The sequence below is a fragment of the Streptomyces sp. NPDC058701 genome (genome assembly GCF_042715295.1).
In the GTDB taxonomy this organism is placed as follows: Bacteria; Actinomycetota; Actinomycetes; order Streptomycetales; family Streptomycetaceae; genus Streptomyces.
Map to the genome: position 1 here is coordinate 1 of NZ_JBHXSY010000005.1, position 17,877 is coordinate 17,877.

The window sequence follows — 17,877 nt, forward strand, 5'->3', positions numbered from 1 at the left end:
CCGCGGTCGGGGTTCTTGTGTAATAACCCCCCCCCCCCGGACCCCGGGCCCCCGCCACTCCCCCGCCCCCCGGGTCGCGGGGGCCGGGGCTTTCCCGTACGCCGTGGGTCAGGCGGGCGGGTTCTGCGTGGACAGGGCCACCGACAGCTCGGCGGCGATGCCCTGGAGGATCGGCACGATCGAGTCGGTCAGCGACTCGGTCACCCGGCCGGCCGGTCCCGAGATGGAGATCGCGGCCGCGGTCGGCGAGTTCGGCACCGAGACCGCGAGGCAGCGGACTCCTATCTCCTGCTCGTTGTCGTCGACCGCGTAGCCCACCTTGCGCACCTGCTCCAGGGCCTCCAGGAAACCCTCGGGCGTGGTGATGGTCTTCTCGGTCGCGGCCGGCATCCCGGTGCGTGCCAGCAGGGCGCGGACCTCGTCGGCGGGGGTGTAGGCCAGCAGGGCCTTGCCCACGCCGGTGGAGTGCGGCAGCACGCGGCGGCCCACCTCGGTGAACATGCGCATGGAGTGCTTGGACGGCACCTGGGCCACGTACACGATCTCGTCGCCGTCGAGCAGCGCCATGTTCGCGGTCTCGCCGGTCTCCTCGACCAGACGGGCGAGGTAGGGCCGCGCCCAGGTGCCCAGCAGCCGCGACGCGGACTCGCCGAGGCGGATCAGGCGGGGGCCGAGGGAGTACCGCCGGTTGGTCTGCTGGCGCACGTAGCCGCACGCCACGAGGGTGCGCATCAGGCGGTGGATGGTGGGCAGCGGCAGACCGCTGGCGGCGGAGAGCTCGCTGAGGCCGACTTCGCCCCCGGCGTCGGCCATGCGTTCGAGCAGATCGAAGGCGCGCTCAAGGGACTGGACGCCACCGCTGGCGGCGGCGGGCTTCGCGGAAGCGTCGGTGGTGCTGGCGCTGGACGTCGGCACGGGCGCGGTCCTTTCGGTGCTGGCAGGCAAGCAAGCAGCCTACCGGTCGGTCGGCGTCGGCCCTAGGCCAGGGGAGCCGCCTTCCCCGCCGGTCAGAGGCGGTTTGTCCTGGTGGCGGACGTCCTCGGGAGGTTACCGGCCCGCTCCCGGTGGTGGTAGCTACATTCTGTATCGCGAAATCATAATTCCATCCTGTGGAAACATCCAATCGCCGTCCAGGTGTGTCAGTGGTCCGTCCGGGCGCTCTTGACTGCTCAGGGATCGCCGTGAAGACTCCGTCAACAGAACGTTGAATTTCGCTCTGTGGAAGTAGATGGGGAGGTTCCGGTGTCCGACGTGGCTGTGGAACTGGTACTGCGCTCGACGCGCGTCATCACCCCCGAGGGGACGCGCGCCGCCTCGGTGGCCGTCGCCGACGGGAAGATCACGGCGGTGCTGGCACACGACGCCGAGGTGCCGGCCGGAGCCCGGCTGGAGGACTTCGGCGACGACGTCCTGCTCCCCGGCCTGGTCGACACCCACGTCCACGTGAACGACCCCGGCCGCACCGAGTGGGAGGGCTTCTGGACGGCCACCCGCGCCGCCGCGGCCGGCGGCATCACCACGATCCTCGACATGCCGCTCAACTCCCTGCCGCCCACCACCACGGTGGACAACCTCCGCGTCAAGCAGGAGGTCGCCCGCACCAAGGCGCACGTGGACGTCGGCTTCTGGGGCGGCGCCCTGCCCTCGAACGTCAAGGACCTGCGTCCGCTGCACGACGTGGGGGTCTACGGCTTCAAGTGCTTCCTGTCGCCCTCCGGCGTCGAGGAGTTCCCCGAGCTCGACCAGGAGCAGCTGGCCACCTCCCTCGCCGAGATCACCGGCTTCGGCGGCCTGCTGATCGTGCACGCCGAGGACCCGCACCACCTGGAGTCGGCCCCGCAGAACCCGGGCCCGAAGTACGCGGACTTCCTCGCCTCCCGTCCCCGGGACGCCGAGAACACCGCGATCCAGAACCTGATCGACCAGGCCAAGCGGCTGGACGCCCGCGTCCACGTGCTGCACCTGTCGTCCAGCGACGCGCTGCCGCTGATCGCCGCCGCCAAGGCCGAGGGCGTCCGGATCACCGTCGAGTCCTGCCCGCACTTCCTCACCCTGACGGCCGAGGAAGTCCCCGACGGCGCCACCGAGTTCAAGTGCTGCCCGCCCATCCGGGAGGCCGCCAACCAGGACCTCCTGTGGGACGCGCTCGCCGACGGCACCATCGACTGCATCGTCTCCGACCACTCGCCCTCCACCGCGGACCTGAAGACCGGCGACTTCGCCACCGCGTGGGGCGGCATCTCCTCCCTCCAGCTGGGCCTCCCGGCGATCTGGACCGAGGCGCGCGGCCGTGGCCGCTCCCTGGAGGACGTCGTGCGCTGGATGTCCGCCGCCCCGGCCGCCCTCGCCGGCCTGGCGCAGAAGGGCGCGATCGAAGCAGGCCGCGACGCCGACTTCGCCGTCCTGGCACCCGAAGAGACCTTCACCGTGGATCCCGCGGAGCTGCACCACCGCAACCGGATCACGGCGTACGCGGGCAAGACCCTGTACGGCGTCGTGAAGTCCACCTGGCTGCGCGGCACGCGGATCGCGGACCACGGAACCCCGACCGAGCCCACGGGCCTCCTCCTCGAAAGGCAGAACTGACAGTGGCACAGCGTTCGACTGGACTGACTTCCTTCACCGGCAACGCGAACCCGTACGGAGGCGGTGACCCGTACGCGGACTACCGTACGGCGGACTTCCCGTTCACCCGGTACGCGAACCTCGCCGCCCGTGAGCTGGGCGCCGGTGTCATCGAGGCCAACGACGAGTTCTTCGCCCAGCGCGAGAACCTACTGATCTCCGAGGCCGCGCACTTCGACCCCGAGGACTTCGGCCACAAGGGCAAGGTGATGGACGGCTGGGAGACCCGCCGTCGCCGCGGCGTCTCCGCCACGCAGCCGTGGCCCACCGCCGAGGACCACGACTGGGCGCTCGTCCGCCTGGGCGCCCCCGGCGTCATCCGCGGCATCATCGTCGACACCGCCCACTTCCGCGGCAACATGCCGCAGGCCGTGTCGGTCCAGGGCGCCTCGGTCGCGGGCTCCCCGACCGCGCAGGAGCTCCTCTCCGACGACGTGAAGTGGACGACCCTCGTCGAGCGCACCCCGGTCGGCGGCCACGCGGCCAACGGCTTCGAGGTGAACGTCGAGCAGCGCTTCACGCACCTGCGCGTCAACCAGCACCCCGACGGCGGCATCGCCCGCCTGCGCGTCCACGGCGAGGTCCGCACCGACCCGAAGTGGCTCGCCGCGCTGGGCACGTTCGACGTCGTCGCGCTGGAGAACGGCGGCTCCGTCGAGGACGCGTCCAACCGCTTCTACTCGCCGCCGGCCAACACCATCAACCCGGGCCGCTCCCGCAAGATGGACGACGGCTGGGAGACCGCCCGCCGCCGCGACAACGGCAACGACTGGATCCGCTACCAGCTCGTCGCCGAGTCCGAGATCCGCGCCGTCGAGATCGACACCGCGTACCTCAAGGGCAACTCGGCGGGCTGGGCCTCGCTGTCCGTCAAGACCGGCGAGGACGGCGAGTGGACGGAGTTCCTGCCGCGCACCCGCCTGCAGCCCGACACCAACCACCGTTTCGTGCTGGACGCCCCGGCGGTCGGCACCCACGTCCGGATCGACATCTTCCCGGACGGCGGCTTCTCCCGGCTGCGCCTGTTCGGCTCGCTGACGGAGGGCGGCGCCGCCGCGCACGCCGCGCGCCACCAGGAGCTGGGCGGCTGACGCCTCCCGCCCCCCGACCGCCCCGGGGGCCGACACCCCCGGAGCGCACACGGCCCGAAGGGGCGCACCGCCGAGCGGTGCGCCCCTTCGGCGCGTCGGTGTCCCGCGGGCCGGGCTACGCCGCGTGGCCGCCGTCGACCGAGAACTCGGCGCCCGTGACGTACGCGGCGTCCGGCCCCGCCAGGAACGACACCACGGCCGCCACCTCCCGGGGGGTGCCGAAGCGGCCGAGGGCCGTCAGTGCGGCCTGCGGGCCGGCGTACGGTCCGTCCGCCGGGTTCATGTCCGTGTCCACCGGACCCGGGTGGACGATGTTCGCGGTGATCCCGCGCCCGCCCAGCTCCCGGGCCAGCGCCCTGGTCAGTCCGGTCAGCGCCGACTTGCTCATCGTGTAGAGGGTGCCGCCCGGTTCGGACACCCGCTGGGTCAGGCAGCTGCCGATGATGAGGATCCGGCCGCCCTCGCCGAGCCTCGGGGCCGCGGCCCGCGTGGTCAGGAAGACGCCCCGGACGTTGACCGCCAGGACCCGGTCCACCTCGGCCGCCGTCAGCTGCTCCAGCGGTCCGAGCACGCCGACCCCCGCGTTGTTGACGAGCACGTCGAGGCGGCCGAGCTCCCGTACGGTGCGCTCCACCGCGGCGGCGCCCGCCTCCGGCTCGCCCGCGTCGGCCCGGAGGGCCAGCCCGCGGCGCCCGGTGGCCTCGATGCCCTTGAGCACCGCGGCCGCGTCCGACTCGCCGGTCCGGTAGGTGAAAGCGACGTCCGCGCCGTCCTCGGCGAGCCGCAGTGCCGTCGCGGCGCCTATGCCCCGGCTGCCGCCCGTCACCAGTGCCACTTTGCCGTTCACGGTGTTCTCCCTCGGTTGCCTCAAGTGGTTGCGTCTTCAATGAAATGGCAGTCGGGGCGCGGACGCTGGCGGGAATCGGACGTGGCGTTCACGCGCGCCGCACCGACCGGATCCGGGATCGCGGGAAGTCTGAACGGAGCAGGGCCACCGAGAGGTGACCGGCCACCGAGAGTGACCGGCCACCGAGAACCGATCAGTACCACCGAGCCGGGAGCGCAGAGCCATGGGCAAGCTGACCCTCACCACCTTCCTGACCCTCGACGGGGTGATGCAGGCCCCGGGCGGGCCGGACGAGGACCGCAGCGGCGGCTTCGACTACGGCGGCTGGCTCGTCCCGTTCGCCGACGAGGGCACGGGGGAGTTCATGAGCGAGGTGTTCGGCCGGGCCGGCGCCTTCCTGCTCGGGCGCCGCACGTACGAGATCTTCGCCGGGTACTGGCCGCGCCGGACCGACCCCGCCGACCCGATCGCGAGCCGCCTCAACGGACTGCCGAAGTACGTGGCCTCCACCACCCTGAAGGAACCGGCCTGGGCCGGCACCACCGTCATCGACGGGGAGCAGTTGCAGAGCGAGGTCGTGCGGGCCAAGGACGCGACCGAGGGGGAGCTCCAGGTCCACGGCAGCGGAGCGCTGGCGCAGTGGCTGCTGGCCCGCGACCTCGTGGACGAGCTGAACCTGCTCGTCCACCCGGTGTTCCTCGGCACCGGCCGCCGGCTGTTCCCGACGGGCGGCCTCCCCACGGCCTGCGAGGTCACCCGGTCCCGCACCACCTCCAGCGGCACGGCCATCCACACGTACCGCCCCACGGGACGCGCGGTCTTCGGCACGATGGGGGAGTGACCCGGGGCGGCCGGGGCGGCCGGGGCGGCCGCCGCGAGGCCCGGCCGGGGGACACCGCCCGGCCGGTCCCGTACGACGCCGACGCGTTCCGCGCGGCTACGGCGAGCCGCCGCCCCGCCCCGGGCCGTCCCGCCCCCGGGCCGCGCCCTCCGAGGCCCCGCCCCCCCGACCGGCCCGGAAAGCGGTCGCCCGCCGCCACCGGCTCCGGTAGCGTGGCCGCTCACCCGTGCGAGCCGCCGAAGTCTCCACCCGCCACCCGCCGTTGGAGACAGTCCGTGACCGTGGCCCCGCCAGCCCCCGCCACCGCTCCCGCCGTACCGGACGTCGCGCCCCGCCCCGCCTGGACCGCCGACCTGCCCGTCCTGGCCGTGGCCGTCGTGTGGGGCGGCAGCTACCTGGCCGCCAAGGGCATCACCACCGCGCACACCGTGATCGCCGTACTGGTGCTGCGCTTCGCGCTCGTGCTGCCCGTCCTGGTCCTCGCCGGACGGCGGCGGCTGCGGGCGCTGACCCCCGCCCAGCTGCGCGGGGCCGGGCTGCTGGGCCTCGTACTCGGCGGGATCTTCCTGCTGGAGACGTACGGGGTCGTCCACACCTCCGCCACCAACGCCGGGCTGATCATCAGCCTGACCATGATCTTCACCCCGCTCGCGGAGGCCGCCGTGCGCCGCGTCCGCCCGTCGCCCGCCTTCCTCGGCGCCGCCGCCGTCTCCGTGACCGGCGTCGTGCTGCTGACCCAGGGCGCCGGCTTCACCGGGCCGGGCCTCGGCGACCTGCTCATCCTGGGCGCCGCCCTCGCCCGGACCCTGCACGTGCTGCTGATGGCCCGCGTCAAGGCCGTCCAGGACGCCGACTCGCTCTCCTTGACCACCGTCCAGCTGGGCGGCGCGGTCCTGGTCTTCGCCCTGCTCGCCGCGCTCCCCGGCACCGGGGCCACCCCTTGGGCGGCCGCCGCGGACTTCGGGGCCGCCGAGTGGGCGGGCCTGATGTTCCTCTCCGTCTTTTGCACCCTCTTCGCGTTCTTCGTGCAGATGTGGGCCGTGCGCCGTACCTCCCCCTCCCGCGTCAGCCTGCTGCTCGGCACCGAGCCCCTGTGGGCGGCCGCCGCCGGCATCGCCATCGGGGGCGAGCACCTCGGCCCGCTCGGTTTCGCAGGCGTCGCCCTCGTCCTGGCGGGGACCGCCTGGGGGCGCCGCGCGGCCGGGTGAACGTTGGCCGGATCATGACCCGCCGCCGGCGTGCGGCGCCCGTACGCTGGCGGGCATGCCGCCGCCGGGAGCCACCCGTTCACAGGTCCGGGAGCTCCTCCAGCCGGACCCGGCGCCGCTCGCGGCGCGACACCTCGCACGCCTCCGCCACCCGCAGCGCGGCCAGGGCCTCGCGGCCGTCGCACGGATTGGGCCCCTCACCGCGGACCAGCCGGACGAAGGCGGCCAGCTCCTCTTCGTACGCCGGGGCGAACCGCTCCAGGAACCCGGTCCACGGCTTGGCCGCCGCGGGCGGCCCGTGCGGTTCGGTCGACGCGATCGGCGTCCGGTCGTCCAGCCCGACAGAGACCTGGTCCCGCTCCCCGGCCAGCTCCATCCGCACGTCGTATCCGGCGCCGTTGCACCGGGTGCCGGTCGCCGTGACGAGCGTCCCGTCGTCCAGCGTGAGCACGGCCGCCGCCGAGTCGATGTCACCCGTCTCGCGGAACCGGGCCGGACCGGCGTCGGAACCGGCCGCGTACACCTCGGTCACCTCCCGGCCGGTCACCCAGCGGACCATGTCGAAGTCGTGCACCAGGCAGTCCCGGTACAGCCCGCCGGAGGTGGCCAGGTACGCGGCGTCCGGCGGCTCCGCGTCGGCCGTCACCGTCCGTACGGTGTGCAGCCGCCCCAGGGCGCCCGAGCGGACCAGCTCCCGGGCCGTGCGGTAGCCCGAGTCGAAGCGGCGCATGAAGCCCGTCTGGAGGACCCCGCCGAGCGCGGTCACCTCGCGCACCACCGCCAGGCTGCGGGCCAGGTCGGGGGCGACCGGCTTCTCGCAGAACACCGGCAGGCCGCCCCGCACCGCCCGTACGACCAGTTCCGCGTGGCCCTCGGTGGCGCAGGCCACCACCACCGCGTCGACGCCCCAGGTGAAGACCTGCTCGACCGAGGGCGCGGCGGTGGCCCCGAGCCGGTCGGCGAGGCGCGCCGCCCGCGCGGGATCGGCGTCGGCGAGCAGGAGCGAGCCCGCGTCCGGTCGGCGGGCCAGCGCCGCCGCGTGGAACGAGCCGATCCGGCCCGTCCCGATGAGCCCGATGCGCATGCACTCAACCTGACCCCGTACGGGGGACCTGTCAATCTGCCCGCGCCTGCCCCGATGATTCCGCATGGTCCACTGTGGCGGATACTGGGCGGCTGGAACCGGAATGACCGAATGATGACGGACGACACGGACGAGGGAAGGGCACGGCGACGTGGCTAGGGTTCGGACAGGGGTGCGCGTCGTGGGCGCCGTGCTCGCGGCGGTACTGGGAGCCTCCCTCGCGGGATGCAGCAGTACGGGCGGCAAGCGCGCCGAGGAGCGGGCCAGGGCCGCCGAGGCGGGCCGTCCCGCCGTCTCCACCCCGCGCTGGACCTTCGCGATGATCACCCACGCCGGCGACGGCGACACGTTCTGGGACATCGTCCAGAAGGGTGCCAAGGAGGCCGCGGCGAAGGACAACATCAACTTCGTCTACGCCCACGACGACCAGGCCCAGCAGCAGGCACAGTTCGTGCAGAACGCGATCGACCAGAAGGTGGACGGCATCGTCGTCAGCCTCGCCAAGCCCGAGGCCCTCAGGGACGTCATCGCCAAGGCCGTCAAGGCCGGCATCCCGGTGATCACCGTGAACTCCGGCTCCGCCCAGTCCGCCGCGTACGGGGCGCTCACCCACATCGGCCAGGACGAGGAGATCGCCGGCGAGGCGGTCGGCGCCGAGCTGACGAAGCGCGGCCGCAAGAAGGCCGTCTGCGTCCTGCACGAGCAGGGCAACGTGGGCCACGAGCAGCGCTGTGCCGGAGCGAAGAAGACCTTCGGCGGCACGATGGAGAACCTGTACGTCGAGGGCACCAACATGCCCTCCGTCCAGGCGGCCCTCCAGGCCAAGCTCCAGGCCGACCCGTCCGTGGACGCGATCGTCACCCTCGGCGCTCCCTTCGCGCCCACGGCCGTCAAGGCGAAGGACGCGGCGGGCAGCAAGGCCGAGGTGGACACCTTCGACCTCAACGCGTCCGTCGCCCGCGACCTGAAGTCCGGGGCGCTCGGCTTCGCCGTGGACCAGCAGCCCTACCTCCAGGGCTACGAGGCGATCGACCTGCTCTGGCTCCACCGCTACAACGCGAACGTGCTCGGCGGCGGCCGCCCGGTCCTCACCGGACCGCAGATCGTCACCGGCGCCGAGGCGTCCGCGCTGGAGGAGTACATCAAGCGGGGCAGCCGATGAGCGCCGCCGCACCCCCCGCGGACGAACGGCTCGCGCCGAGCTCCCTGCCGCGCAGGCTGCTCGGCCGCCCGGAGCTGGGCGCGGTGGTCGGTGCCGCCGCGGTCTTCGTGTTCTTCTCCTTCGCCGCCGACAGCTTCCTGCGGGCCTCCAGCCTCAGCACGGTCCTGTACTCGGCCTCCACGATCGGGATCATGGCCGTCCCGGTGGCGATGCTGATGATCGGCGGGGAGTTCGACCTGTCGGCCGGCGTCATGGTCACCACCTCGGCGCTGTTCAGCTCGATGTTCAGCTACCAGATGACGGCGAACGTCTGGGTCGGCGTCCTGGTGTCGCTGCTGGTCACCCTCGCCATCGGCTTCTTCAACGGTTTCATGCTGACCCGCACCAAGCTGCCGAGCTTCATCATCACGCTCGGCACCTTCCTGATGCTGACCGGCCTGAACCTCGGCTTCACCAAGCTGATCAGCGGCTCGGTCTCCACGAAGTCCATCGCCGACATGGAGGGCTTCGCCTCCGCCCGCGCACTCTTCGCCTCGCAGTGGACCGTCGGCCCGGTCACCCTCAAGGTCACCGTCCTGTGGTGGTTCGCCCTGGTCGCGGTGGCCACCTGGATCCTGCTGCGGACCCGCGCCGGGAACTGGATCTTCGCCGTGGGCGGCGGGGCCGACGCGGCCCGCGCGACCGGCGTACCGGTGGTCAAGACCCGCATCGGGCTCTACATGGGGGTCGCGCTCTGCGCCTGGATCTCCGGCCAGCACATCCTCTTCTCGTTCGACGTGGTCCAGTCGGGCGAGGGCGTCGGCAACGAGTTCCTGTACATCATCGCGGCGGTGATCGGCGGCTGTCTGATGACCGGCGGCTACGGCTCCGCCATCGGTTCGGCCGTCGGCGCCTTCATCTTCGGCATGACCAGCAACGGCATCGTCTACGCCCAGTGGAACCCGGACTGGTTCAAGTTCTTCCTCGGCGCGATGCTGCTGCTCGCGACGCTGCTCAACGCATGGGTCCGCAAGCGGGCGGAGGCGAAGTGACCGTGACCAATTCCGGGACGACGACCGGCCCCGCACCCGCGCTGGTGAAACTGACCGACGTCAGCAAGTACTACGGCAACATCCGCGCCCTCCAGGGGGTCTCCCTGGAGGTCTCCGCCGGCGAGATCACCTGCGTCCTGGGCGACAACGGCGCCGGCAAGTCCACCCTCATCAAGATCATCGCGGGGCTGCACCGGCACGACGCCGGCTCCTTCGAGATCGAGGGCGAGGAGGCCGTACTGGCCAACCCGCGCGCGGCCCTCGACCACGGCATCGCCACCGTCTACCAGGACCTGGCCGTCGTCCCGCTGATGCCCGTCTGGCGGAACTTCTTCCTCGGCTCCGAGCCGACCCGGGGTCGGGGCCCGCTGCGCCGCCTCGACGTGGACTTCATGCGCCGCACCACCCGCACCGAGCTGCTGCGCATGGGCATCGACCTGCGCGACGTGGACCAGCCCATCGGCACCCTGTCCGGCGGCGAACGGCAGTGCGTGGCCATCGCCCGCGCCGTCTACTTCGGCGCCAAGGTGCTCGTCCTGGACGAGCCCACCGCCGCGCTCGGCGTCAAGCAGTCCGGCGTCGTCCTGAAGTACGTCGCCGCCGCCCGCGACGCGGGCCTCGGCGTGGTCCTGATCACCCACAACCCGCACCACGCGTACCTGGTCGGGGACCGTTTCGTCCTCCTCAAGCGCGGCACCATGGCGGGCAGCCACACCCGGGACTCGATCACCCTGGACGAGCTGACCCGCCAGATGGCGGGCGGCTCCGAGCTCGACGAACTGAGCCACGAGCTGGAGCGGGTGGCAGAATCAGGGTCAGACAGCACGCCACGCAGCACGCCACCAGGCCCGGGCACCCCGTCCGGCACCACCGCACCATGAGGGACGGCACGACTCGATGAGCACGTACCGGGACTTCACGCTCGCCCACCGGGGCTCGGCGCGGGGCACCGTCCTGCGGACCATCGGGACCCGTGAGCGCCGGTCGCACCTGACGGCCCCGCGCGTACCGACCGTCGGCATCGACATCGGCGGCACCAAGGTGATGGCGGGCGTCGTCGACGCCGACGGCATCATCCTGGAGAAGATCCGCGCGGAGACCCCCGACAAGTCCAAGAGCGCCAAGGTCGTCGAGGACACCATCGTCGAACTGGTCCTGGACCTCTCCGACCGGCACGACGTGCACGCGGTGGGCATCGGCGCGGCCGGATGGGTCGACGCCGACCGCTCCCGCGTCCTGTTCGCACCCCACCTGGCCTGGCGCGACGAGCCGCTGCGCGACGCGTTGCAGTCCCGGCTCGCGGTCCCCGTCATGGTGGACAACGATGCCAACACCGCCGCCTGGGCCGAGTGGCGCTTCGGCGCCGGCCGCGGCGAGGACCACCTCGTCATGATCACGCTCGGCACCGGCATCGGCGGGGCCATCCTCGAAGGCGGCCAGGTCAAGCGCGGCCGGTACGGGGTCGCGGGGGAGTTCGGCCACATGCAGGTCGTCCCCGGCGGCCACCGCTGCCCCTGCGGCAACCGTGGCTGCTGGGAACAGTACAGCTCCGGAAACGCCCTGGTCCGCGAGGCCCGCGAACTCGCCGCCGCCGACTCGCCGGTGGCGCACAACATCATCGCCCGGGTCGGCGGCAACGTCTCGGAGATCACCGGACCGCTCATCACCGAGCTGGCCCGGGAGGGCGACGCCATGTGCGTCGAACTGTTCCAGGACATCGGCCAGTGGCTCGGCGTCGGCATCGCCAACCTCGCCGCCGCCCTCGACCCCTCCTGCTTCGTCATCGGCGGCGGCGTCAGCGCCGCCGACGACCTGCTGATCGGCCCGGCCCGGGACGCCTTCCGCCGCCACCTGACCGGCCGCGGCTACCGGCCCGAGGCCCGCATCGCCAAAGCCCAGCTCGGCCCCGAGGCCGGCATGGTCGGCGCCGCCGACCTGTCCCGGCTCGTCGCCCGGCGCTTCCGCCGCGCCACGCGCCGGCGCGTCGAGCGGTACGAGCGCTACGCCCAGCTCGGCCGCCGCGCCGGCGCCGCCGGCCCCGAGGGCCAGGACCAGCAGTGACACCGCCGCCCACCCTGCCCCACCAGGCTCCCGCACCCGACGGGGACTCCGTACCGCCGCCCGCGGAGGACCGCAGGCACGTCGTACGGCGCCGCTGGGTCACCGCCATCATCATCCTGCTGCTGGTCGGCGTCCCCGCGGGCTATCTGGCCGTCTCGGCCCAGCAGAGCCGCCAGAGCGGCCGCGACAAGGCCGCCAAGGTCGCCGCGTCGAAGGTCCGCCCCGGCTGGCCCTCCAAGGTGCAGCGCAGCATCTACGAGGTGCCGATCCCGGACAAGGCATGGCGGGTCGGCTTCCTGGAGACGAACAACTGGCGCACCAGCCGGCTGTACACGCAGTTCGCGGTCACCCCGGCCGACCTGGACACCTTCCTGGCCTCCGTCGGCACCAGCCGCAGGGAGCTGACCCCCGGCGTCGCCATCTCGCCGCACGACACCGAGGTCGCGGGATGGAACTGGAAGACCCACTCGGACTGGCTCGGCACCACCCTCGAACAGGACGACCCGCGCCCCACCCGGGACATCACCGTCGACGCCACCGACCCGCGCATCGCCAGGGTCTACGTGGTCTCCGCCACCACCCCCTGACCCCGCACGCCCCGGGCCGACAGCCCTTAGCCTTGCCCCATGAAGCTCACCAAGCGGCTGCACTCCTGCGTCGAGCTGGAGAAGGACGGGCGCAGGCTCGTCATCGACCCCGGCGCCTTCAGCGAACCGGACGCGGGCCGGGGCGCCGACGCCCTGCTGGTCACGCACGAGCACCCCGACCACTTCGAGGAGGGCCGGCTGCGGGCCGTCCTCGACGCGAACCCCGCGGCGGAGCTGTGGACCCTGCGCAGCGTCGCCGGGAGGCTGGCGCCGGCCTATCCCGGCCGGGTGCACACGGTGGGCCACGGTGACGCCTTCACCGCGGCCGGATTCGACGTGCAGGTGCACGGCGAGCTGCACGCCGTGATCCACCCGGACATCCCGCGGATCACGAACGTCGGCTTCCTCGTGGACGGTTCGCTCTTCCACCCCGGTGACGCCCTGACCGTGCCCGGCACGCCCGTGGACACCCTGATGCTGCCGGTGCACGCCCCGTGGAACAAGATCGCCGAGGTGATCGACTACGTCCGCGAGGTCAAGCCCCGCCGGGCCGTCGACATCCACGACGCGTACCTCGCCGACATCGCCCGGCCGATCTACGACGGTGCCCTGGCCGCCCTGGGCGGCGCCGACCACGGCCGGCTCACCGCGGGGGACAGCACCGAACTGTGACGGTCGGTGCCAGGCGATAGGTTGGCAGGCATGCGTATCGCCACGTTCAACGTCAACTCCATCACCGCCCGGCTGCCGCGACTGCTCGCCTGGCTGGAGAGCTCGGGCACCGATGTCCTGTGCATCCAGGAGACCAAGTGCTCCGCGGAGCAGTTCCCGCACGCCGAGCTGCGCGAGCTGGGCTACGAGTCGGCCGTCAACGCCACCGGCCGGTGGAACGGGGTGGCCCTGCTCTCCCGGGTCGGCCTGGAGGACGTGGTCCCCGGGCTGCCGGGCGGGCCCGATTACGAGGGCGTCCAGGAACCCCGCGCCATCTCCGCCACCTGCGGCGGGGTCCGCGTCTGGTCGGTGTACGTGCCCAACGGCCGCGAGGTCGAGCACGACCACTACGGCTACAAGCTGGGCTGGTTCCGCTCCCTGGCCGCGGCCGTCGCGGACGACGCGGCCGGCCCCCGCCCCTTCGCGGTGCTCGGCGACTTCAACGTGGCCCCGACCGACGAGGACGTCTACGACCCGGCCGTCTTCGAGGGCGCCACGCACGTCACGCCCGCCGAGCGCGCCGCCCTCCAGGCGCTGCGCGACGCCGGGCTCTCCGACGTCTTCCCGCGCGCGCTCAAGTACGACCGCCCGTACACCTTCTGGGACTACCGGATGCTCGCCTTCCCCAAGAACAAGGGCATGCGCATCGACCTGGTCTACGGGAACGAGGCCTTCACCAAGGCCGTCACCGACGCCTACGTGGACCGCGAGGAGCGCAAGGGCAAGGGCGCGTCCGACCACGCTCCGGTCGTCGTGGACCTGGACCTGGAGCGGTAGGCCCGACCGGAACGGTCCAGGCGCGCCCTGTGGCCAGGGGCGGATCCTGGTGCGAGTCTGGGCGGTATGAACATCCCTTTCCTGGACAACTGGCTGAACCGACATGAAACGGAACGGGGTGCGGGGCTCGCCGGCGCCCTCGCGGACGACCCCGCGGGCATCGCCGCGTTGTTCTCGGAGTGCGAGATGCTGCGGGTCCAGGCAAGGGCTGCGGGACTCGAACTCGACGGGAGTACGGGTTCGTTGGAGGCCCTCGACCAGCTGATGCCGCGCTGGCGGCGGGACCCCGAAGCGGTGCCGTGGCTCGGCAACGACGCGGGCTTCTACCTCGGCACGGTGATCGTCCGCTCGGTCCCCGGAGCCGCCTGGCACGTGTGGCCGAACGGCCAGCCGGTGATCCGGCTGGCCTCGGGCCGGGAGCTGAACGTGATCGAGTCCGGGGTGTCCTGGGCGATGACCGGTTCCCCGGAGCTGAGCCAGGCCTATGCCGAGGCCTCCGAGGGCTGATCACACGCAGATGTAGCTTTATGCCCCCTTTAGGCGTGTCGGGGCGAAGTGCCCTTCCCGGGCTGGATAGTTTGCGCTGACCTCGACACCGACAAGTGGGCAGGGCAGCGCATGGCCGTCGATCCGTTGATCGAGCTGCGGAACGTGAACAAGCACTTCGGAGAGTTGCACGTACTCCAGGACATCAACCTCACCGTCGGCCGCGGGGAGGTGGTGGTGGTCATCGGCCCCTCCGGCTCCGGGAAATCGACCCTGTGCCGGGCGATCAACCGGCTGGAGACGATCGAGTCGGGAACGATCACGCTCGACGGCAAACCGCTGCCGGCCGAGGGCAGGGAACTGGCGCAGCTGCGCGCCGAGGTCGGGATGGTCTTCCAGTCCTTCAACCTCTTCGCGCACAAGACCGTCCTCGCCAACGTCTCCCTCGCGCAGATGAAGGTGCGCGGACGCAAGCGGGACGAGGCGGACAAGCGTTCGCGGGAGCTCCTGGAGCGGGTCGGTCTCGCTGACCAGGCCCCCAAGTACCCCGCCCAGCTGTCCGGCGGCCAGCAGCAGCGCGTCGCCATCGCCCGCGCCCTGGCCATGAGCCCCAAGGCCCTGCTCTTCGACGAACCCACCTCCGCGCTCGACCCGGAGATGATCAACGAGGTGCTGGAGGTCATGCAACAGCTGGCGAGCGAGGGCATGACCATGGTCGTGGTCACCCACGAGATGGGCTTCGCCCGGTCCGCCGCCAACCGCGTCGTGTTCATGGCCGACGGGAGGATCGTCGAGGACCGGACCCCGGAGGAGTTCTTCACCGCCCCCGAGAGCGACCGGGCCAAGGACTTCCTCTCCAAGATCCTGAAGCACTGAGGGACGGCGTGATGATCCGTACCCGAGCCCTCCTCGTCGCCCTGGTCGTCCTCGCCTGCTCCACGGGCTGCGGCAAGTCCGGCAGCCCCCCGGTCAAGGGACCGCAGCCCGAGGACCTGCCCGTCTACACCGTCGACACCGGCTTCCGGCTGCCCGACTCCCGCACCTGGGAGCGGGCCAGGAAGCGCGGACACCTCGTCGTCGGCGCGAAGGAGGACCAGCCGTACATGGGGGAGAAGGACCCCGCGAGCGGTCTCTACTCAGGCTTCGACATCGAGATCGCCAAGATGATGTCGGCCTCCCTCGGCTTCGACCCCAAGACGATCGAGTTCAAGACGATCGCCTCCGCCAACCGCGAGACGGCCCTGCAGAACGGCCAGATCGACTACTACGTCGGCACCTACACGATCAACGACAACCGCAAGAAGCAGGTCGGCTTCGCCGGCCCCTACTACATGGCCGGCCAGTCCCTGCTGGTCCGCAAGGACGAGAAGGACATCGAGGGCCCCGAGGACCTCGCGGGCAAGAAGGTCTGCTCGGCCGCCGGCTCCACCCCCTACCAGCGGCTCCAGAAGGAGTTCCCCGAGGCGGTCCTCGTCGCCTACGACACCTACTCCGTCTGCGTGGACAACCTGCTGACCTACCAGGTCGACGCGGTCTCCACGGACGACTCCATCCTCCTCGGCTACGCGGCCAAGGTTCCCGACGAGCTCAAGGTGGTGGGCAAGCCCTTCTCCCAGGAGCCCTACGGCATCGGCGTCCCGCGCAGCGACAACGCGCTGCGCTTCGCCCTGGACGACGCCCTGGAGGCGCAGGAGAAGAACGGCAACTGGAAGAAGGCCTACGAGGCCACGCTCGGCCTGTCCGGCGAGCCCGCTCCGCGGCCTCCCGCCATCGAGCGCTACCCGGCGAGCTGAGCGAGAGGGCCACCGCCATGAACGTACTCACCGACAACTTCGCGCTCTACGGCGAGGGGTTCCTCGGCACGGTCGAGCTGACCGTCTACGCCTCCCTGCTCGCCCTGGTCCTCGGCTTCCTGATGGCCTCCTTCCGGGTCGCGCCCGTCGGCTCCTTCCGGGTCTTCGGCACGGTCTGGGTCACCATCCTGCGCAACACCCCGCTCACCCTGCTGTTCTTCGCCGTCCTGCTCGGGCTGCCGCGCTTCGGCCTGGTCCTGCCCTTCCAGGTGTTCGCCGTCCTCGCCCTGGGCTGCTACACGTCCGCCTTCATCTGCGAGGTGCTGCGCTCCGGCATCAACACCGTGCCCAAGGGTCAGGGTGAGGCGGCCCGCAGCCTCGGCATGTCCTTCGGCCAGACCCTGGGCACGGTCGTCCTCCCGCAGGCCTTCCGTTCCGTCATCCCGCCCATCGGCTCCACCCTGATCGCGCTGGCCAAGAACTCCGCGATCGCCGGCGCCTTCAGCGTCACCGAGCTGCTGGGCACGTACAAGACCCTCAACGAGCTGGGCTACAGCATCATCTGGACCTTCGTCTGGATCGCCGTGGGGTACCTGATCATCACCCTGTCCATCAGCGCGCTCTTCCACGTGCTGGAGAAGCGCTACGGAGTGGCCCGATGACCGCGCACGCGCTCCACGGCGACCTGGAGTCCACCGCCCTCTACGACATCCCGGGCCCCCGGGCCCGGCGCCGCCACCTGTACTACGGGATCGGCTCCACGGTGCTGATCCTGCTCCTGGTCGGGTGGCTGCTCTACCTGCTCTTCGACACCGAGCAGTTCACCGCCGCCAAGTGGAGCCCCTTCACGTACGAGGGCATCCAGGAGCTGCTGCTCAGGGGCCTGGGCAACACGCTCAAGGCGTTCGCCTACGCCTCGGTGCTCTCGCTGCTGCTGGGCGCGGTGCTCGCCGCCGGGCGGCTCTCGGTCCACCGGCCGGTGCGCTGGCTGGCGACCCTGTGCGTGGAGTTCTTCCGGGCCATGCCTGTCCTGGTGATGATCTTCTTCATCTTCGTCGCGCTGAAGGTCCAGCCGCTGCCCGCCCTGGTGGCGGGGCTGACGCTCTACAACGGCTCGGTCCTCGCGGAGGTGTTCCGCACGGGCATCAACGCGGTGGAGCGGGGGCAGCGCGAGGCGGCGTACGCGCTCGGCATGCGCAAGACCCAGGTGATGTCCTACGTCCTCGCCCCCCAGGGGGTCCGGGCCATGCTGCCGACGATCATCAGCCAGCTGGTCGTGGCCCTGAAGGACACCTCCCTCGGCTACCTGATCACCTATGAGGAGTTCCTCCACGCGGGCAAGCTGATCGCCTCCAACCTCGACTACGACCTGCCCTTCATCCCCGTCGTGATGATCATCTCGCCGATCTACATCGGCATGTGCATGCTGCTGTCCTGGTTCGCCACCTGGGTGGCGCGCCGCCAGCGCCGCAACCCGCAGACCCAGGGGGCCGGCGAGGCCCCGGCCGATCCCGCGGCGATGCTGCCGGGAACGGTGTAACCCCGAAGAGCCACACCCCGCCCGGCAGCAGCC

19 protein-coding genes are annotated in these 17,877 nt (G+C 71.7%); 16 read left to right on the forward strand and 3 right to left on the reverse strand.

What is annotated here, in order from left to right:
* Nucleotides 1-108: 108 nt before the first annotated feature.
* Nucleotides 109-915, reverse strand: coding sequence for an IclR family transcriptional regulator (locus ACFWW8_RS06380; protein WP_386524409.1), 807 nt, complete (start codon nt 913-915; stop codon nt 109-111).
* Nucleotides 916-1,251: 336 nt separating this feature from the next.
* Here ACFWW8_RS06380 and allB point away from each other — a divergent pair, with 336 nt between their 5' ends.
* Together allB and alc are read left to right on the forward strand one after the other, a co-directional pair.
* Nucleotides 1,252-2,586 carry an allantoinase AllB gene (allB, locus tag ACFWW8_RS06385; protein WP_386525075.1) on the forward strand — a complete coding sequence of 445 codons (1,335 nt, stop codon included), beginning with the start codon at nt 1,252-1,254 and terminating at the stop codon, nt 2,584-2,586.
* 2 nt (nt 2,587-2,588) lie between these two features.
* Entirely contained in the window at nt 2,589-3,716 is a 1,128-nt protein-coding gene (gene alc / locus ACFWW8_RS06390; protein ID WP_386524412.1) for an allantoicase, read from the forward strand.
* Between the two features lie 115 nt (nt 3,717-3,831).
* Here alc and ACFWW8_RS06395 read toward each other — a convergent pair whose 3' ends face one another.
* On the reverse strand, nt 3,832-4,563 hold the full coding sequence (locus tag ACFWW8_RS06395; protein ID WP_386524414.1) for an SDR family NAD(P)-dependent oxidoreductase: 732 nt from the start codon (nt 4,561-4,563) through the stop codon (nt 3,832-3,834).
* 223 nt (nt 4,564-4,786) lie between these two features.
* Here ACFWW8_RS06395 and ACFWW8_RS06400 point away from each other — a divergent pair, with 223 nt between their 5' ends.
* Entirely contained in the window at nt 4,787-5,404 is a 618-nt protein-coding gene (locus tag ACFWW8_RS06400) for a dihydrofolate reductase family protein (protein ID WP_386524417.1), read from the forward strand.
* A gap of 275 nt (nt 5,405-5,679) precedes the next feature.
* Nucleotides 5,680-6,612, forward strand: a complete 933-nt coding sequence (locus ACFWW8_RS06405; protein WP_386524420.1) for a DMT family transporter — start codon at nt 5,680-5,682, stop codon at nt 6,610-6,612.
* Between the two features lie 79 nt (nt 6,613-6,691).
* On the opposite strand, the gene ACFWW8_RS06410 is transcribed toward ACFWW8_RS06405, so the two are convergent.
* Nucleotides 6,692-7,696 carry a Gfo/Idh/MocA family oxidoreductase gene (locus ACFWW8_RS06410; protein ID WP_386524422.1) on the reverse strand — a complete coding sequence of 335 codons (1,005 nt, stop codon included), beginning with the start codon at nt 7,694-7,696 and terminating at the stop codon, nt 6,692-6,694.
* A 181-nt stretch (nt 7,697-7,877) separates the two neighbouring features.
* Here ACFWW8_RS06410 and ACFWW8_RS06415 point away from each other — a divergent pair, with 181 nt between their 5' ends.
* The 12 genes from ACFWW8_RS06415 (at nt 7,878) to ACFWW8_RS06470 (ending at nt 17,844) form a co-directional block, all read left to right on the forward strand.
* Nucleotides 7,878-8,858, forward strand: coding sequence for a sugar ABC transporter substrate-binding protein (locus tag ACFWW8_RS06415; protein ID WP_386525078.1), 981 nt, complete (start codon nt 7,878-7,880; stop codon nt 8,856-8,858).
* Nucleotides 8,855-9,889, forward strand: coding sequence for an ABC transporter permease (locus ACFWW8_RS06420; protein ID WP_386524425.1), 1,035 nt, complete (start codon nt 8,855-8,857; stop codon nt 9,887-9,889). The genes ACFWW8_RS06415 and ACFWW8_RS06420 overlap by 4 nt, the downstream gene beginning before the upstream one ends.
* Nucleotides 9,859-10,770, forward strand: a complete 912-nt coding sequence (locus tag ACFWW8_RS06425) for an ATP-binding cassette domain-containing protein (protein WP_386524428.1) — start codon at nt 9,859-9,861, stop codon at nt 10,768-10,770. Before ACFWW8_RS06420 ends, ACFWW8_RS06425 begins: the two co-directional genes overlap by 31 nt.
* A gap of 16 nt (nt 10,771-10,786) precedes the next feature.
* Nucleotides 10,787-11,950 carry an ROK family glucokinase gene (locus tag ACFWW8_RS06430; RefSeq protein WP_386524431.1) on the forward strand — a complete coding sequence of 388 codons (1,164 nt, stop codon included), beginning with the start codon at nt 10,787-10,789 and terminating at the stop codon, nt 11,948-11,950.
* Nucleotides 11,947-12,537, forward strand: a complete 591-nt coding sequence (locus tag ACFWW8_RS06435; RefSeq protein WP_386524433.1) for a hypothetical protein — start codon at nt 11,947-11,949, stop codon at nt 12,535-12,537. The genes ACFWW8_RS06430 and ACFWW8_RS06435 overlap by 4 nt, the downstream gene beginning before the upstream one ends.
* Nucleotides 12,538-12,576: 39 nt before the next feature.
* A complete protein-coding gene (locus ACFWW8_RS06440) occupies nt 12,577-13,209 on the forward strand; it encodes an MBL fold metallo-hydrolase (protein ID WP_386524436.1) in 633 nt (210 codons plus the stop codon).
* Nucleotides 13,210-13,239: 30 nt separating this feature from the next.
* On the forward strand, nt 13,240-14,025 hold the full coding sequence (locus ACFWW8_RS06445; protein WP_386524439.1) for an exodeoxyribonuclease III: 786 nt from the start codon (nt 13,240-13,242) through the stop codon (nt 14,023-14,025).
* A gap of 66 nt (nt 14,026-14,091) precedes the next feature.
* A complete protein-coding gene (locus tag ACFWW8_RS06450; protein ID WP_386524442.1) occupies nt 14,092-14,532 on the forward strand; it encodes a DUF6278 family protein in 441 nt (146 codons plus the stop codon).
* Nucleotides 14,533-14,643: 111 nt separating this feature from the next.
* Nucleotides 14,644-15,387, forward strand: coding sequence for an amino acid ABC transporter ATP-binding protein (locus ACFWW8_RS06455; protein ID WP_386524445.1), 744 nt, complete (start codon nt 14,644-14,646; stop codon nt 15,385-15,387).
* An 11-nt stretch (nt 15,388-15,398) separates the two neighbouring features.
* Complete coding sequence (locus ACFWW8_RS06460) at nt 15,399-16,304, forward strand: glutamate ABC transporter substrate-binding protein (RefSeq protein ID WP_386524448.1); 906 nt, start codon at nt 15,399-15,401, stop codon at nt 16,302-16,304.
* Between the two features lie 17 nt (nt 16,305-16,321).
* A complete protein-coding gene (locus ACFWW8_RS06465) occupies nt 16,322-16,966 on the forward strand; it encodes an amino acid ABC transporter permease (RefSeq protein WP_386524451.1) in 645 nt (214 codons plus the stop codon).
* A complete protein-coding gene (locus ACFWW8_RS06470) occupies nt 16,963-17,844 on the forward strand; it encodes an amino acid ABC transporter permease (protein ID WP_386524452.1) in 882 nt (293 codons plus the stop codon). The genes ACFWW8_RS06465 and ACFWW8_RS06470 overlap by 4 nt, the downstream gene beginning before the upstream one ends.
* The last annotated feature ends 33 nt before the right edge of the window (nt 17,845-17,877 follow it).

Coding starts and splice junctions, on each gene's coding strand:
- ACFWW8_RS06445 (WP_386524439.1), top strand. CDS start 13,240: ATGCGTATCGCCACGTTCAACGTCAACTCCATCACCGCCCGGCTGCCG.
- ACFWW8_RS06465 (WP_386524451.1), top strand. CDS start 16,322: ATGAACGTACTCACCGACAACTTCGCGCTCTACGGCGAGGGGTTCCTC.
- ACFWW8_RS06455 (WP_386524445.1), top strand. CDS start 14,644: ATGGCCGTCGATCCGTTGATCGAGCTGCGGAACGTGAACAAGCACTTC.
- ACFWW8_RS06450 (WP_386524442.1), top strand. CDS start 14,092: ATGAACATCCCTTTCCTGGACAACTGGCTGAACCGACATGAAACGGAA.
- ACFWW8_RS06400 (WP_386524417.1), top strand. CDS start 4,787: ATGGGCAAGCTGACCCTCACCACCTTCCTGACCCTCGACGGGGTGATG.
- ACFWW8_RS06430 (WP_386524431.1), top strand. CDS start 10,787: ATGAGCACGTACCGGGACTTCACGCTCGCCCACCGGGGCTCGGCGCGG.
- ACFWW8_RS06420 (WP_386524425.1), top strand. CDS start 8,855: ATGAGCGCCGCCGCACCCCCCGCGGACGAACGGCTCGCGCCGAGCTCC.
- ACFWW8_RS06440 (WP_386524436.1), top strand. CDS start 12,577: ATGAAGCTCACCAAGCGGCTGCACTCCTGCGTCGAGCTGGAGAAGGAC.
- ACFWW8_RS06410 (WP_386524422.1), bottom strand. CDS start 7,696: ATGCGCATCGGGCTCATCGGGACGGGCCGGATCGGCTCGTTCCACGCG.
- ACFWW8_RS06425 (WP_386524428.1), top strand. CDS start 9,859: ATGGGTCCGCAAGCGGGCGGAGGCGAAGTGACCGTGACCAATTCCGGG.
- ACFWW8_RS06460 (WP_386524448.1), top strand. CDS start 15,399: ATGATCCGTACCCGAGCCCTCCTCGTCGCCCTGGTCGTCCTCGCCTGC.
- ACFWW8_RS06470 (WP_386524452.1), top strand. CDS start 16,963: ATGACCGCGCACGCGCTCCACGGCGACCTGGAGTCCACCGCCCTCTAC.